This is a genomic window from Catenulispora pinistramenti (assembly GCF_018274385.1).
Lineage (GTDB): Bacteria > Actinomycetota > Actinomycetes > Streptomycetales > Catenulisporaceae > Catenulispora > Catenulispora pinistramenti.
This window is the reverse complement of sequence record NZ_JAAFYZ010000076.1, coordinates 1-15,120: the sequence shown is the minus strand read 5'-3', so window position 1 is coordinate 15,120 and position 15,120 is coordinate 1. Positions and strand designations below refer to the sequence as shown.

Genomic DNA, 15,120 nt, shown 5'->3' with positions numbered 1-15,120 from the left:
CCTGCGAGGTGGCTTTCGGCGATCCTAGACGGCTACCCGCAGCGGTCGGGTCCTTGCGGCTGCGAGGGTGGCGAAGTCGGCGAATGATGAAGACATGGCATGGATCGCACTCATCATCATCGTGGCGCTGGTGTTCGGGGTCGTCGGAGCCGTGGTCAAGGGATTGCTGTGGCTGCTGGTCATCGGCATCGTGCTGTTCGCGGCCGGGGCTGTCACCGGCGCGATCAAGGCGCGGAGCAAGTGACCCGCCGAGACCGCAGCGACGCGTGGGACGGACGGGAACAGCTGGACATGCGCTCCGCGCGCGGGTCTGCGCAAAGTGGAGTCAACGCGCGACACTGCGCGGTCGGCATGCACGCAGTGCCGGGAAGGAGCGCACCATGAGCGACCTCACCAACAAGGGGCAGGAAGCCGTCGGCAAGGCCAAGGAGAAGGTCGGAGAGTTCACCGGCGACCGCGACATGGAGGCCGAGGGCAAGGCCGACCAGACCGAGTCCAAGTTCAAGCAGCTCGCCGACGACGCCAAGGACATGGCCGAGAACGTGGCGGACCGCGTGAAGGACGCCTTCAAGAAGTAGGGAGCCCGCGGGCGGCACAGGGCAACCCCCGCCCCTGAGTGATCAAGCGGCGTGCGTCTCACATGTGTGGACGCCGCCGTTTATCTCGCCCCGAACGTGGCCGGCCTTGGTCCCTACTCAGCCGACTCAGCCGACCCAGCCGACGGCTGCCACCCCGACGGCAGCTCCAACTCGAACCAGACGACCTTCCCGTGCCGGGTGGTCCGGCTCCCCCACCGGTGCGCCAGCTCGTCCACGAGCCCGATGCCGCGGCCGCTCTCGTCGTAGTCCGTGAACCTGCGGACCGTGGGCGCGCGGGGGTCGGAGTCGGCGACCTCGATGGTGAGGTTGTGGTCGCAGAACAGGCGCAGCTGCCGGGGCCGGTCGGTGTGCGTGAGGGCGTTGGTCACCAGCTCGCTGACCAGTAGTTCGGCCAGGTCGGTGCGCGAGGCCAAGCCCCAGGACCGCAGCTTGGCCCGGGTGAAGCTCCGGGCCTGGCCGGCCATGCGGCGGTCGCCGGACAACGCCAGGGTGGCCACGCGTTCGCCGGCCAGCGACACGGTCTTGGCCATGATCAGCGCGACGTCGTCCTCCGCGCCGCCCGGGACCAGCGCCGACAGGACAGCGTCGCAGGCCTCTTCCAACGGCCGCCCGCGCTGCGCCAACGCCTTGCGCAGCAGGCTGATCCCGTCGTCGAGATCGCGCCCGCGCCGCTCGACCAGCCCATCCGTGTAGAGCGCCAGAACGCTGTGCTCGGAAAGGCTGAACTCCACGCTCTCGAACGGAACGCCACCGACGCCGAGCGGCGGCCCGGGCGGCACGTCGAGCAGCGTCGTGGTCCCGTCCGGAGCCACGACCACCGGCGGGAGGTGTCCGGCGGAGGCGATCGCGCCGGAACGCTCCACCGGGTCGTAGACCGCGCAGATACAGGTGGCGAACTGGTCCTGCCCGGTGCTCGCCGCCGTCGCGTCGAGCCGCGTCAGCACCTGCTCCGGCTCCATGTCCAGCGTGGCCAGGGTCCGCGCGACGGTGCGGAGCTGCCCCATCGTGGCCGCGGCCCGGATCCCGTGCCCCATCACGTCACCGACCAGCAGCGCCACCCGCCCGCAGGACAACGGCACGACGTCGAACCAGTCGCCGCCGACCTCGCTGACCCGGCTGCTCGGCAGATAGCGGTGCGCGATCTCCATGCCGAGCGTGTGGTGGACGTTCTGCGGCAGCAGGCTGCGTTGCAGCGTCAGCGCGGTCGCGCGCTCCCGCCGGTACAGGCGCGCGTTGTCGATGCACAGCGCCGCGCGCGCCGCCAGTTCCTCGGCCAGTGCCACGTCGGCCGGGCCGAAGGGTTCGCGGTCCTGCATGCGGATGAACTCCGCGCCGCCGAGGACCACGCCGCGCGCCCGCAAGGGGACCATCAGGTAGGAGTGGATGCCGGCGGCCAGGCCCGGGGCCACGCGTTCGGGGGACGTCGAGATCGCGCCGAGCGATTCCTCGTCCACGATCGGGATCAGGACCGGCCGCCCGCTTCGCAGGCTTCGGGCGTAGCCCTTGTGCGGGTCGCGCGTGGTGGTCTTCCCGACCGCGTCGGCTATGGACGTCAGCCCGGAGGGGAAGGACTCGGCGACCGCGACCGCCTGCAGCACCACCGGCTGGTCCAGCGGCGGCGAGATCGGCTCGTCGCCGCGCATCACCGAGGACAGCAGGTCGACGGTCGCGAAGTCGGCGAAGCGCGGCAGGACCACGTCGATGAGTTCCTCGGCGGTGCGTTGCAGGTCCAGCGTGGTCCCGATGCGCACGCTGGCGTCGTTGAGCAGGGCGAGCCGGCCCTGGGCCGCGTTCGCCTGGCGCAGCGTCTCCTGCCGGGCCAACGCGGTGTCCCGCTGGCGCTGGAAGAGCAGGGCGTTGTCGAACGCGGTGGCCGCCCGGACGATGAGCTCCTCGCCGAGGGTGATGTCCTGGTCGTCGAAGGGCTCGCGCTCCTCGCGGCGGGCGTAGGAGACGAAGCCGAGGACGGCGCCGCGCGCGACCAGCGGGGTGACGCGCACGGTTTCGGCCCGGAGCGCGGCGAAGGTGCTCAGCTGGCCGTTCGAGCCGGCGGAGCCCGACGCACCGGCCGACCCACCGCCGGACCCGCCGGCCGGACCGCCAGCCGACCCGCTGCCCGGCTGTAACTCGCCCGGGGCGACGACGACCGTCTCCCGCAGCCGCAGCGCCTCGGCGTAGGGCGAGCCCGGCTCCAGCCGTTGCAGCTGGCCGATCGGCTGGTCGTCGCGGGGGAAGTCCTCGCTGACCGCGCCGAAGGCCACCCGGCGCATCACCGAGACCTCCGGATCGGCCGGCATCGCGGCGTCGCCGGGCTGGGACCGGTGTTCCAGCACGTGGACGCCGCACACGTCGGCGACCTCCGGCACCATCGCCGTGACCAGCTCCCCGGCCGCCTGCCGGACGTCAAGCGTGCTGCCGATGGCCGCGCTGGCCTCGGCCAGCAGGGCCAGCCCGCGCCGGGCCCGGGCGGCCTGCTCCTCGGCCTCGTGACGCTCGGTGACGTCGATGACCGTCGAGCTGACGCCGAACACCCGGCCGCGGGCGTCCTGGAGCCGGGAGTACCAGGCCGACCAGGTGTGGTCGTGGACGCCGTCGCCGTGCTGGGCGTCGCCGTTCGCCGGACCGGCCCAGCGGGCGTCGGCGATCGGCTCGCCGGTCTTGAGCACCTGCCGGACCTGCGCCTCGATCCGCGCGCCCTCGCCGCCGGGCAGCACGTCGCGGACCCGGCGGCCCAGGTGTTCGGGGACCCCGATCCCGTGCGCCGCCGCCAACGCCGCGTTGACCTGCACGAACCTGGTCTCGGTGTCGTAGACGGCCATCCCGACCGGCGACTGGTTGAAGAAGCTGTCGAGCACGGCCAGGTCGGCCTCGACCGAGCGGACGGCGCGCGCGTCCACGGCCGTGGCCAGCACCATCGGCGCCCGGTCGCCGGAGTCGATCCGGTAGGTGTGGATCTCCAGATCCACCATGTGGCCGTCCCGCTGGCGCACCGGGAAGACCCCGGACCAGTCCTGGCCGTGCAGGATCCGCTCGTAGATGGCCAGAATGTCAGCACGCCGCTGAAGCGACCCCATCAGCTCGATGGCGTAGCTGCCCTCGGCTTCCTCGGCGGAGAAGCCCAGCATGGCCTCGGCCCCGGCACTCCAGTGGACAATGCGGCCGTCGGCCTCCAGTAGGGCGGTGGCCACACCGACGACGGGGTGGCGCCGTTGACCCCGCGCGCTCCGGCGCGTGGCATTCACCCCTACAGGTTCCCTCAAATGGCGACCGCGACGCCAGCCGGAGTGCTCTGCATCCCGTGGCGCGCCTGTCGAGGGTAATTGATGATGGGAGTGTGCTGGTCGTTTCCGTCGCCGGGGGGCGGGGGCGATGACGGCTGATGAGGTGCCCGAGCCCTCCACGGCCGAATACGGATCGGCCCACGCGCAGGACGACGCGCGCACGGCGATAAGCCGGCTGAACTGGTCCAACCGGCAGGCCGAGGCCGTGGTGATGGCCGACGGGCTGATCGCGGAGCTGACCGACCCGCAGGAAGTGCTGGGCGTACAGCTGGCCAAGCTCTCCTCGCTGCTGAACATGGACCGGCTCAGCGACTGCCCGCCGGTGATCGACGCGGCCTGGGCGATCATCCGGGACCACGGCGCCCGCCCGGCCGACGTCGGCCAGTTCCACGCCCTCGCGGCGTTCTTCGCCTACCGCAAGGGCTCGCTGGAGCGGTGCATCACCGACCTGGTCCGCGGCGCGCAGGCCCTGGAGGCGACGACCCCCGACCGGAGCGCGATCTTCCCCTGGATCTCGATGTCCGTCACCTATTCACTGGTCGGCTTCCACCGGCACGCCGTGGCGGCCCAGCGGCACGCCGAGGACATCGCCCGGTTCGGCAGCGTGGAGGACCGCCGGCTCACGGCCCACCCCGAGATCCGCGTCCGGCAGGCGGCGTTCCTGGACCAGCGCGGCGAGACCGGCACCGCCAAAGCCGTCCTCGGCGACCTGATCGACCGGCTGAACGCCCACGACCTGATCGCGATGGAGGTTCCCTACCTCGGCTACGCGATGGCCCGCTACGGCGTGCTCGGCGGAACCTACGAAGGCGACGCGCGACGCTTGCTGCGTCTGCGCAACGAGCAGTTCCCGGAGAGCATCGAGCTGTCCCGGCTCGGCGAGGCGGCCCTGCAGATCACCGAGGGCCGGCCGAAGGAAGCCCTGGAGATCCTCGGCGACGCCCGCACCTCCAAGACCCGCCTGGGCCGCGCCGAGGTCCCCCGCCTCAGGGCCCTGGCCCACATCGCCTCCGGCGACCACGCCGCGGCGCACGCCGCCGACCGCGAGGTGACCTACCTGCTGGCGCGGGCCAGCGACCAGGTCTACGACCTCTTCGTCGACGGCATCACCGCCCGCCTGGACTTCGACGAACTGCGCCGCAACGCCAGCCGCTACGCCGACGAGGCGCAGACCGACCCCCTCACCGACCTGCCGAACCGCCGCCACCTGGAGCGCTACGTCGCGGAGCTGACCGACCACGGCGGCTCCGGCGTCCTGGGGGTCGCGGACCTGGACGGCTTCAAGGAGGTCAACACGGTCCACGGCCACCTGGTCGGCGACGAGGTCCTCAAGCAGGCGGCGGCGATCCTGTCCCAGACCCTGCGCGGCGGCGACTTCCTGGCCCGCTACGGCGGCGACGAGTTCGTGATCGTCCTGCCCGGCACCACCCTGGCCGAGGCCGGCGAGGTGATGGCCCGGCTCAGCGCGGCGGTCGCCGCGCACGACTGGGCCGAACTCGCGCCCGGGACGCCGGTGACGGTGACCATGGGGCTCACGGCGCTCGCCGGGCAGGGACTCGCGGAGGCGTTCCGGGAGGCGGACCTGCTGATGCTGGAGGCGAAGCGGCACGGGCAGGGGGAGACCACCCGGAAGTAGGGACCTGGACCAGCCAACCCCGTGCGCGTCGTGGCACGTACCGGCGCTCCCGGCCGTTGAAAGGGGCGGGAACCCGCGCACGCGGTCCCCGCCCCACCGCCCAGCGGCCGGCTGCGATCGGCCGCCGGGAGTCCCTCGTTCCCTCGTCAGTCCTCGCCGCGGGGGCGTCGGGCGCGGGCGATGGTGTCGCGCAGCCACAGAGCGCTGCGCTTGGGGGTACGGGTCTGGGTCTGGTAGTCGGTGCGGATGATGCCGAAGCGCTTGTCGTAGCCGTAGGCCCACTCGAAGTTGTCCATCAGCGACCAGGCGAAGTAGCCGCGGACGTCCGCACCGCGCCGGCGGGCCTGGGCCACAGCCGCGAGGTGCTCGGCGATGTAGTTCGTCCGCTCCTGGTCGTCGACGAAGCCGTCGGCGTCCGGGACGTCGTCGTAGGCGGCGCCGTTCTCGGTGATCACCAACGGGATGCCCGGGTAGTCGGTGCCGATGCGGACCAGCAGATCGGCGAAGTCGTCCGGCATGACCTCCCAGTCGATGTAGGTCTTCGGCCGGTCGCCGAAGTCGACGGTCCGGGTCACCGGGCGGCCGGCCTCGTCGGTGGTGGTCGTGCCGTCTTCGGCGAAGCCGGTGGTCTTCATCGAGCGGTAGTAGTTGACGCCGAGGGTGTCCAGCGGGGCCGAGATGATCTCCAGGTCGCCGTCCTGGACCGGGATCGAGACCCCGACCGCGTCCAGGTCGGCGATCAGGTCCGGCGGGTAGGCGGCCTTGAACATCGGGTCCATGTACATCCGGAAGTGCAGCGCGTCCCCGCGCCGGGCGGCCTCGACGTCCACCGGCGAGTCCGAGGCCGGGACCGCGTTGCCCAGGATGTGGGTGATCGCCAGGTCGATCGGCCGGTCGGCGGCGGCCGCCGCGGCGCGCAGCCGCTGGACCGCCAGGCCGTGGCCGAGCAGCAGGTGGTGCACGGAGGCGACGCCGTCGGCGAAGTCCCGGCGCCCCGGCGCGTGCACGCCCTCGACATAACCCAGCCAGGCCGAGCACCACGCCTCGTTGAGCGTCGTCCAGTGCTCGACCCGGTCGCCGAGGCCGGCATATACGAGCTCCGCGTACTCGGCGAACCGGTAGGCGGTGTCACGGTGCGGCCAGCCGCCGGCATCCTCCAACTCCTGCGGCAGGTCCCAGTGGTAGAGCGTCAGCCAAGGAGTGATCCCGGCGCTCAGCAACTCGTCCACGAGCCGGTCATAGAACGCCAGGCCGGCGGGGTTCACCGGACCCCGCCCGCCGGGCTGGATCCGGGGCCAGGCCACGGAGAACCGGTAGGTGTCGACCCCGAGCGTCTTGATCAGCGCCACGTCCTCCGGCATCCGGTGGTAGTGGTCGCAGGCGACGTCCCCGTCCTCGCCGTTCTCGACGGCGCCCGGGACCCGGCAGAACGTGTCCCAGATCGACGGGGTCCGGCCGTCCTCAGCGACCGCTCCCTCGATCTGGTACGCCGAGGTCGCGACGCCCCACCGGAAGTCGCGGGGAAGCTCCAAAGACATGGTTCTCCTCAATAATCTGATACAGCTAGCTCACGCAGAAGGATGCAAGTAGCAGGCCACGGACCGCCCCGGATCCGAGGCCGGGCGGACCAGCGGCGGGGGCGAGCCGCCGCAGGGGTCGAAGGCCTTCGGGCAGCGGGGCTGGAAGGCGCAGCCGACCGGCATGTCCCGCAGGTCCGGCGGCGAGCCGGGGATCCCCGTCAGCTCCCGGCGCGGGCCGCGCAACGCGGGGAACGAGTGCAGCAGGCCGTCGCTGTAGGGGTGCAGGGAGTTGTCGTAGAGCTCCACGGCCGGCGCCTGCTCGACGATCCGGCCGCCGTACATGATCGCGATCCGGTCGCTGAACTCCACCAGGAGCGACAGGTCGTGGGTGATGAAGATGACGGAGAAGCCCAGCTGCTCCTTGAGCTTGGCCAGCTGCCGCATGATCTGCCGCTGCATCACGACGTCCAGCGCGGTGGTCGGCTCGTCCATGATCACCACCCGCGGCTCCAGGGCCAGGGCCATCGCGATCATCACCCGCTGCCGCATGCCGCCGGAGAGCTGGTGCGGATAGCTGTCCAGCCGGTCCCGGGCGATGCCGACCAGGGCCAGCAGCTCGGCGGCGCGCGCCATCCGGTCGGCCTTCGAGGTCTTCGGCCGGTGCTCGGCGATGACGTCGGTCAGCTGCGCGGCGACCGTGGTGACCGGGTTCAGCGAGTTCATCGCGCCCTGGAAGACTATTGAGAGCTGGCTCCAGCGGAAGGCCCGCAGCTCTCCGGGTGTCATCCGCAGCAGGTCGACCGGATCGCCGTCGTCCGGGTGGTAGAGCACTGATCCGCCGGTGACCACGCCGGGCGGCGGGAGCAGCCGGGTGGCGCCGTAGGCGAGCGTCGACTTGCCCGAGCCGGATTCCCCGGCCAGGCCCAGGACCTCGCCGCGGTTCAGCGTCAGGTGCACGTCGTTGACGGCGCGCACGGCCTGCGGGCCCACGCCGTAGTCGACCGACAGGCCCCTGATCTCCAGGACGGGGTTGCCCTGGCCCGTCTTGCTCGTCGCGCTCGTCGTGCTGTCCGGGCTCTGCTGGCTCGCGGACTTCTGCGCGCTCATCACGTTCTCCGAACTCACCGGCCGCCTCCTTCGTCCGCACTCGGCGTCAGCACCGGGGTGAAACCGAACCGCATCCGGGCCTTGCGGCCGTCGGCGGTGCGGACCGTGGTCCGCCCCGCCCCGCGCAGCCGCGGGTTGACGATCTCGTCGATCCCGAAGTTGATCAGCGCCAGCGACGTGCCGAGCAGCGCGATGCACAGCCCGGCCGGCACGAACCACCACCACGCTCCGATCGCCAGCGCCTGCTGGCCCTGGGCCCAGAACAGCACCTCGCCCCAGTTCCACTGCGAGATGCCGGAGACGCCGACGAACGCCAGCGCGATCTCGGTCATCACCGCGAACATCACGGTGCCGATGAACGACGAGGCGATGATCGCGGTCAGGTTCGGCAGGATCTCCACCCCGACGATCCGCCAGGTGGACTCGCCGTTGGCGCGCGCGGCCTGCACGAAGTCGCGTTGCCGCAGCGACAGTGTCTGGGCTCTGAGAAGCCTGGCGCCCCAGGCCCACCCGGTACAGCCGATCACCATCGCGATCGCCCAGTCCCCGGAGTTCGGGATCACGTTGGTGACGATGACGATCAGCGGCAGGGCCGGGATGACGATGAACACGTTGGACACCGTCGACACCGCCTCGCCGGCCCACCCGGACAGGTAGCCGGAGGTGACGCCGATGATGACGGCGATCACCGTGGCCAGGATCCCGGCGAAGAAGCCGACGAACATCACGCTGCGGGTGCCGACCAGGATCTGGCTGAAGATGTCCTGGCCGATGTGCGTGGTGCCGAACCAGTGCTTGGCCGACGGGCTCTGCAGGATGTCGTTGCTGCGCGCGGACGGGTCGTACGGGGCCAGCGCGGAGCCGAAGAACGCCAGGAACGTGAACACGGCGAGCAGCACCAGGCCGACCATGACCTTCACGCCCGGCAGCCGGAAGTGGAACTTCATGACGGCTCAGCCCTCCTTCCGAGTGCGGGGGTCCAGCGCCATGTAGGCCAGGTCGGCCAGGAAGTTCGCGGCCAGTACGGCGACGGTCACGGTCAGGAAGACACCCTGGATCAGCGGGTAGTCGTGCCCGGAGATGGCGTTGAGCAGTTGCAAGCCGACGCCGGGATAGGAGAACACGTACTCGACCAGGAACGTCCCGCCGACCACCAGGCCCAGCGCCATGCCGAAGCCGGAGACCGAGGGCAGCAGCGCGTTGCGCGCGGCGTACTTGGTCATCACCCGGCGGTCGGACAGGCCCTTGGCGTGCGCGACGGTGATGTAGTCCTCGGCGGAGACCGTGACCATCATGTTCCGCATCGCCAGCAGCCAGCCGCCGACCGAGGAGATGATGATGGTGGCCGCCGGCAGGATGCTGTGCCGCAGCGCGTTGCCGATGAAGCCGAAGTCCCAGCCCGGGACCAGGCCCGGGTCGTAGCCGCCGGAGCTGGGCAGCCAGCTGTCGACGCCGGTGAACAGGGTCACCGAGATCAGGCCGAGCCAGAAGTACGGGATCGACGACAGGAACGTGGTGACCGGCAGCAGCCCGTCCACCCAGGTCCCCCGCTTCCAGCCGGCGAAGACGCCGAGCAGGGTGCCGATCAGGAACGCCAGGATCGTGGTGGTGCCGATCAGTCCGAGCGTCCAGGGCAGCGCCGAGCCCAGGACCGAGGTCACCGGCTCGGGGAAGTTCTGGAAGCTGATGCCGAGGTCGCCGTGCGCGAGCTGGCCCAGGTAGCTCCAGTACTGGGACAGCAGGCTCTGGTGCTTGTCCAGGCCGAACAGGATGTCCAGCGACTTGATCGCGTTGCTGTCGATCTCGCCGCGGCGCTGCGCGATCAGGGAGTCCACCGGGTTGCCGGGGATCATGCGCGGGATGAAGAAGTTGATGGTGATGGCGGCCCAGAGGGTGAGGATGTAGAAGCCCAGGCGCCGGGCGAAGTACTTCACGGTGCGGCCCCCTCAAGTTCTGGGGCTTCGGGCTCGGCGGCTTCGGGCTCGGCACCTTCGACATCGGTGGTTTCGATGTCGGTGACTTCGATATCGGTCTCGGCGTCAGCGCTCTGACCCTCGCCCCTACCCTCGTCCTCGAACAGCCAGCAGGCGACCCAGTGGTCCGGGGCGTCGCCGACCAGCGTCCGCTCCGGCACCCGCGTCCGGCACACGTCCATCGCCTTCGGGCACCGCGGATGGAACCGGCAGCCGCTCGGCGGGTCGATCAGGCTCGGTGGCTCGCCGGTGTCCTCGTCGTCGTAGGGGGCCGGTCCGCCCCGCACGCGTTCGGGATCCGGCGCCGAGTGGACCAGCAGGTGCGTGTAGGGGTGCGCGGGCCGTTGCGTGACGGTCTCGGAGTCCCCGCCCTCGACCATCCGTCCGGCGTACATCACCAGCGTCTCGTCGGCGAAGTAGCGGGCTGAGGCGATGTCGTGGGTGATGTAGAGGATGGCCAGATCCAGCCGCTCCTTGAGGTCCCGCAACAGGTTCAGCACGCCGAGCCGGATCGAGACGTCCAGCATCGACACCGGTTCGTCGGCGAGCAGCGCCTCGGGGGCGGCGGCCAGGGCCCGGGCGATCGACACCCGCTGGCGTTGTCCGCCGGACAGTTCGTGCGGGTACTTCTCCAGATACAGCGAGGCCGGTGTCAGCTGTACCCGGCCCAGCAGTTCGGCCAGGGACTCCTCGCCGGTGTACCGGCCGTGGATCTTCAGCGCCCGGGTCAGGTGGTGCCGCACGGTGTGCACCGGGTTCAGCGACGCGAACGGGTCCTGGAAGATCATCTGGACTCGGCGCGCGTACGCCTTGAAGTGCCGGCCGCCGCCCTTGACCGCGGTGGACACGCCGCCGATGCGGATGTCGCCGCCGGTGCGCGGATACAGCTGGGCCAGCAGCCGGGCGACCGTGGACTTGCCGGAGCCGGACTCGCCGACCAGCGCGGTGACCCGGCCGCGGCGCAGGCTCAGGGAGACGTCGTCCACGGCGTGCACCACCTTGGGCCCGCGCGAAAGCGCCGCACGGCCGCGGGCCCGCACCGGGAAGTGCTTGGTCAGCGCCTCGGCTTCCAGGACCACCTCGGAGGTCATCGATGGGTTCCTTCCACGGGCCGGGCGGCGGCGCCCCTCAACGCCTCCGCCCGGCCCTGGTCACAGGGACTGTGGTTCGGCCGGTCAGGAGGACGGGGTCAGGTGCAGGACGACGTCTTCCATGCCCCAGCGGGTCGGCTGCGGGGCCTCATAGGGGTTGTCCGCGGTCGGCCAGCCGGCCCAGTTGCGGGTGGAGTACTCCGCGCCGAGGTTGCCGGCCGAGGTCGGGATCATCGGCATCTCCTGGACGAACAGCTTCTCCAGGTTGTCCATGGCCGCGGTCCGGCTGTTGTCGTCGGTGGCGTTGGAGTACGCCTTCAGCGCGGCGTCGGCGGCAGGGTTCTGATACCGGCCGAAGTCCGCGGTGGCGGCGGTGCCGATCGGCTCCAGGCCCGCGGAGTCCATGATCTCCTCGTACATGTCGTACGGGGTGGTGCCGGAGTTGGTCCAGTGCAGCATCGCGTCGAAGTCGCCCTTGGCGATCGCGTCGTCCCAGGCGTCGTCGTTGGCCTTGTCGATGGTCGCGGTGATGCCGATGGTCGCCAGGTTGTCCTTGATGATCTCCAGGTCGGTCTGGTAGTCGTTCCAGTCCGCCGGGTCAGTGATGGTCAGCGTCACCGGCTTGCCGGTCGGGTCCATCAGGGTGTTGCCGCTGTAGGTGAAGCCGTTGCCGGTCAGCTCCTGCTTCGCCGCGGCCACCCCGGTCGTCGGCGAGACGCCCTTGAACTCCGCGGCGATGTACGGCTCGCCCTGCGGGGTCGGGATGCCGGTGATGTTGTCGATCTCCGGCTTGAAGTACCCGGCCTCGCCCTGGTTGAAGATGTCGGTCCGGTTGATCACCATGCTCATGGCCCGCCGCAGGTGCGGGTTGTCGAACGGCTTCTTGGTGGTGTTGAACCACAGGCCGTCGGCCGAGAGCTGGGCCGGGAAGTAGAGCTTGAAGTGCGCCGGGTCCTTGCCCACGAAGGTGCTCTTGGCATCGGACATGAAGTAGTAGCTCCACTCGGCCTGGCCGTCGACCAGGGCCGCGCCCATGGTGTCGTTGGAGCTGTAGGTGGTGAAGTTGATGGTCTTCACCTTCGGCGCCGTGCCCCAGTAGCCGCTGCGCGCGCTGACGGTGACCGTCGAGGGCGTCGTGGTCTTGATGGTGTAGGGGCCGGTGCCGACCGGGTTCGCGACGGTGTCCTTGGACGGGTCGGCCATCGCCGACCACTGCTTCTTGTTGATCACCTGGGTGGACAGGATCTTCGTCCGGTTCACGTACTGCGAGCCGTCGAAGGACACGGTGACCTGGTTCCCGCTGGTGGTCACGTTGTTGATCGGCAGCGAGTAGTAGTTGACGTCCTTGTGGTCCTTCTGGATCTGGAAGGAGTAGGCGACGTCGTCGGCGGTGAGCGGGGTGCCGTCGGACCACTTCACGCCGTCCCGGACGGTCAGCGTCACCTGGCTGTAGTCCGGCGACCAGGTCCACTTGGTGGCCAGCCACGGCGCCGGGTCCTGGTCCGGCTTGGCCTCGTCCTGCATGGCCAGCGGCTCCCAGATCAGCCAGGTGTAGCCGAGCTTCTTGGCGAACGAGGAGTCCAGGAAGGGGTTGTTGTTCGCGGGCAGCGTCGCCCCGTCCGGCATGCCGACGTTGAGCGTGGTCTTGCCACCGCCGGAACCGCCGCTCTTCCCGCCGCCGCAACCGGCGGCGAGGGTGACGGCCAGGCCCGCTGCCAGCAGCGCGGCGAGCGGACGCCGGGCTGCGGAGCCGGATGTCGCGAGGGTCATTGCTTCTCCTCCAAGCTGGGGGATCCGCTGCGCGCTCCCTGGGCCAGGGTGTGCGGCGGCGCGGCACCTGGCCGGTGGCCTTGGGCGCCGGACGGATCCGGGTGGGGTCGCGGTATGGTCGGGCTTTGATCTGACGTTGATCTAGGGTTGATCTCGATGGCCGGTGTGGCCGGTGTCGATCTGACTGTGATCTGGCGTTGATCTAGCTCTTCGGTGCGGTGGAGCCCCGGATGACGAAGTCGGTCGGGATCACGACCGGCTCGGTCGGCAGGGTCTCGCCGCCGAGGTGCGCCGTCAGCATCCGGGCCGCCGTCGCCCCCAACTCGCGCAGGGGCTGGCGGACCGTGGTCAGCGGCGGCTCGGTCAGCGCGGTGAACTCCACGTCGTCGAACCCGACGACGGCGACGTCCTCCGGCACCGCTATTCCGGCCTCTCTCAGCGCTTGTAGGGCGCCCGCAGCGGAGAGGTCGTTGTGCGCGAACACGGAGTCGAACTCGACTCCCCGGGCCAGGGCCCCCGCCACAGCGGCATGGCCCGACCCGATGCTGAAGTCGCCCTCCAGCACGGCTTCGGCCGGCAAGGGGATGCCGGCCTGCTCGAAGACGTCGGTGAAGCCCTCAAGCCGTTCAGTGACACAGCCGAAGCCCGGATTCCCCGTGACGACCACCGGATGGCGGCGGCCGATCTCCAACAGGTGGTGCGCCACCTGCCGTCCCCCGGCGCGATTGGTGGTGGCGACGGAGGCGAACCCCGGCCGGCTCTCCCGGTCGTCGATCAGGACCACCGGCAGCCCGTTGGTGTGCAGCTCGGTGATGTAGTCCAGGGTCCCGTCGGGCTCGATGACGAGCAGCCCGTCGAAGGCCTTGGCGTTGACCTGGCTGGCGAACCGCCGCATGGACCGGTCCCCCTGATTGCAGGTGAACAGCATGACCCCGAACTCGCCGCTCTCCACCACGTCCACCGCGCCCTGGATCACCTCACCGATCCACGGCCAGGTGAGCGAGGGCACCAGCATCCCGATGACACCGGTACGCCCGCGCGCCAACGACACGGCCCGCGCACTGGGCACGTAACCGAGTTCGTCGATGACCTGCCGCACCCGCTCCACGGTGGACGCGTCGAGCTCGCCCTTGCCGTTGAGCACGCGGGAGACCGTGGTCTTGCTGACCCCGGCCCGGGCCGCGACATCGGCGATGGTGATCGGCATGGACGGCGCCTTTCGGGGGCTGGTGACGGCTGCGGAATCAGTCTCCGCGGTACCGGAACCGGTCTCGCGACCGCTTACGGCACCGGTTCCGAAACCGGTTCCGGGGAGCAGTCAACACCCGGCGGGGCAGCTGGGCAATAACGGCGGGGTAACGTTCTGGAAATCTGACAGTGCGTCGGTTCGCGGCCGACGGGGTGGGACGATCGGGCGATCGGGGCTACCGTCGAAGAGTGCTGACATTGGGGGAAGAGCTGCTCCTGGAGGAGGTACTGCTGGAAGTCCGGCAGACGCAGAAGGGCGATCGGCATCCCGAACGCTGCCTCAAGAACTGGCACTCGCCTTCGCTGTTCGCACACCTCAAGTCACTGCGAGGACGAGAAGTCCTCACCTGGGACAGACCACAGAACAGGGCGGCCCTGTACGGCCGCTTCCATCTCCTCGACACCGACGCCGCGACCTCAGCCCGGGCCCGCGTCGAGCGAGTCGCCACCGGGGCCGAGCGAACGCGATGTGAGCCTTGCCGCGATCGTCCACGGGCTCGGCCTGGCCGAACACCTCTACAAGGGACGACGCAACCGGCCGAAGCGCGCGGCCTTGACGACGGCGCTGGCCAGGAACCGCTTCGCTGTGATGGTCGCCCGTGTGCTGCCGGGGATCCCCGGGCAGAAGTTCACGTTCGATTCCAAGAACGATCTGAAGATGGCCAGCCAGATGTTGCAAGCCTGGGATCGAACGCCCTGACCTCCATCCCACCTGAGCTAAGCGGATAACTGCCTGCTCTCGGGGCTTGGGGCTCGGAACTCGGGGTTCCGGGCTCGGGGCGCGGCGCTACTCGGGGCTCGGATCCCCTCTTTTTGAGAAGCTGGAGTTTGCGGGGCGGGCTGCGGTTGGGGTGTGGGGTTCAAAGCTTTTTACGGCCTTCGGTCATAGTTGTGC

12 protein-coding genes are annotated in these 15,120 nt (G+C 70.2%); 4 read left to right on the top strand and 8 right to left on the bottom strand.

Annotation, left to right across the window (positions count from 1 at the left end; all coding sequences use genetic code 11):
- Window positions 1-94 precede the first annotated feature (94 nt).
- On the top strand, window positions 95-244 hold the full coding sequence (locus KGQ19_RS22160; RefSeq protein WP_212011129.1) for a hypothetical protein: 150 nt from the start codon (window positions 95-97) through the stop codon (window positions 242-244).
- Between the two features lie 136 nt (window positions 245-380).
- Complete coding sequence (locus KGQ19_RS22155; RefSeq protein WP_212011128.1) at window positions 381-578, top strand: CsbD family protein; 198 nt, start codon at window positions 381-383, stop codon at window positions 576-578.
- 113 nt (window positions 579-691) lie between these two features.
- Here the strand turns inward: KGQ19_RS22155 and KGQ19_RS22150 are convergent, their stop codons facing one another.
- On the bottom strand, window positions 692-3,787 hold the full coding sequence (locus KGQ19_RS22150; RefSeq protein ID WP_307856475.1) for a SpoIIE family protein phosphatase: 3,096 nt from the start codon (window positions 3,785-3,787) through the stop codon (window positions 692-694).
- A 181-nt stretch (window positions 3,788-3,968) separates the two neighbouring features.
- Between KGQ19_RS22150 and KGQ19_RS22145 the strand changes: the two genes are divergently transcribed.
- Window positions 3,969-5,516, top strand: a complete 1,548-nt coding sequence (locus tag KGQ19_RS22145) for a GGDEF domain-containing protein (RefSeq protein ID WP_212011126.1) — start codon at window positions 3,969-3,971, stop codon at window positions 5,514-5,516.
- Between the two features lie 146 nt (window positions 5,517-5,662).
- On the opposite strand, the gene KGQ19_RS22140 is transcribed toward KGQ19_RS22145, so the two are convergent.
- The 7 genes from KGQ19_RS22140 to KGQ19_RS22110 all read right to left on the bottom strand — a co-directional run bounded on the left by KGQ19_RS22140 (window position 5,663) and on the right by KGQ19_RS22110 (window position 14,184).
- Window positions 5,663-7,054 carry a GH1 family beta-glucosidase gene (locus KGQ19_RS22140; protein ID WP_212011125.1) on the bottom strand — a complete coding sequence of 464 codons (1,392 nt, stop codon included), beginning with the start codon at window positions 7,052-7,054 and terminating at the stop codon, window positions 5,663-5,665.
- 30 nt (window positions 7,055-7,084) lie between these two features.
- Window positions 7,085-8,161 (bottom strand): ABC transporter ATP-binding protein, encoded by a 1,077-nt coding sequence (locus KGQ19_RS22135; RefSeq protein WP_307856474.1) that lies wholly within the window; start codon window positions 8,159-8,161, stop codon window positions 7,085-7,087.
- A complete protein-coding gene (locus KGQ19_RS22130; protein WP_212011124.1) occupies window positions 8,158-9,090 on the bottom strand; it encodes an ABC transporter permease in 933 nt (310 codons plus the stop codon). The genes KGQ19_RS22135 and KGQ19_RS22130 overlap by 4 nt, the downstream gene beginning before the upstream one ends.
- Window positions 9,091-9,096: 6 nt before the next feature.
- Window positions 9,097-10,077 (bottom strand): ABC transporter permease, encoded by a 981-nt coding sequence (locus tag KGQ19_RS22125; protein WP_212011123.1) that lies wholly within the window; start codon window positions 10,075-10,077, stop codon window positions 9,097-9,099.
- Window positions 10,074-11,207, bottom strand: a complete 1,134-nt coding sequence (locus KGQ19_RS22120) for an ABC transporter ATP-binding protein (RefSeq protein ID WP_212011122.1) — start codon at window positions 11,205-11,207, stop codon at window positions 10,074-10,076. The genes KGQ19_RS22125 and KGQ19_RS22120 overlap by 4 nt, the downstream gene beginning before the upstream one ends.
- 84 nt (window positions 11,208-11,291) lie before the next feature.
- Window positions 11,292-12,977 (bottom strand): ABC transporter substrate-binding protein, encoded by a 1,686-nt coding sequence (locus KGQ19_RS22115; RefSeq protein WP_212011121.1) that lies wholly within the window; start codon window positions 12,975-12,977, stop codon window positions 11,292-11,294.
- Window positions 12,978-13,179: 202 nt separating this feature from the next.
- Window positions 13,180-14,184 (bottom strand): LacI family DNA-binding transcriptional regulator, encoded by a 1,005-nt coding sequence (locus tag KGQ19_RS22110; protein ID WP_212011120.1) that lies wholly within the window; start codon window positions 14,182-14,184, stop codon window positions 13,180-13,182.
- 510 nt (window positions 14,185-14,694) lie between these two features.
- On the opposite strand from KGQ19_RS22110, the gene KGQ19_RS22105 reads away from it, so the two are divergent.
- The gene (locus tag KGQ19_RS22105; RefSeq protein ID WP_212011119.1) at window positions 14,695-14,925 is read left to right on the top strand and encodes a hypothetical protein; all 231 of its coding nucleotides are present in this window, start codon (window positions 14,695-14,697) and stop codon (window positions 14,923-14,925) included.
- Window positions 14,926-15,120: the final 195 nt, after the last annotated feature.

Bases quoted from the DNA above. Each gene is read 5' to 3' on its own strand.
- KGQ19_RS22115 (WP_212011121.1), bottom strand. From the start codon at position 12,977: ATGACCCTCGCGACATCCGGCTCCGCAGCCCGGCGTCCGCTCGCCGCG.
- KGQ19_RS22155 (WP_212011128.1), top strand. From the start codon at position 381: ATGAGCGACCTCACCAACAAGGGGCAGGAAGCCGTCGGCAAGGCCAAG.
- KGQ19_RS22120 (WP_212011122.1), bottom strand. From the start codon at position 11,207: ATGACCTCCGAGGTGGTCCTGGAAGCCGAGGCGCTGACCAAGCACTTC.
- KGQ19_RS22140 (WP_212011125.1), bottom strand. From the start codon at position 7,054: ATGTCTTTGGAGCTTCCCCGCGACTTCCGGTGGGGCGTCGCGACCTCG.
- KGQ19_RS22160 (WP_212011129.1), top strand. From the start codon at position 95: ATGGCATGGATCGCACTCATCATCATCGTGGCGCTGGTGTTCGGGGTC.
- KGQ19_RS22145 (WP_212011126.1), top strand. From the start codon at position 3,969: ATGACGGCTGATGAGGTGCCCGAGCCCTCCACGGCCGAATACGGATCG.
- KGQ19_RS22130 (WP_212011124.1), bottom strand. From the start codon at position 9,090: ATGAAGTTCCACTTCCGGCTGCCGGGCGTGAAGGTCATGGTCGGCCTG.
- KGQ19_RS22110 (WP_212011120.1), bottom strand. From the start codon at position 14,184: ATGCCGATCACCATCGCCGATGTCGCGGCCCGGGCCGGGGTCAGCAAG.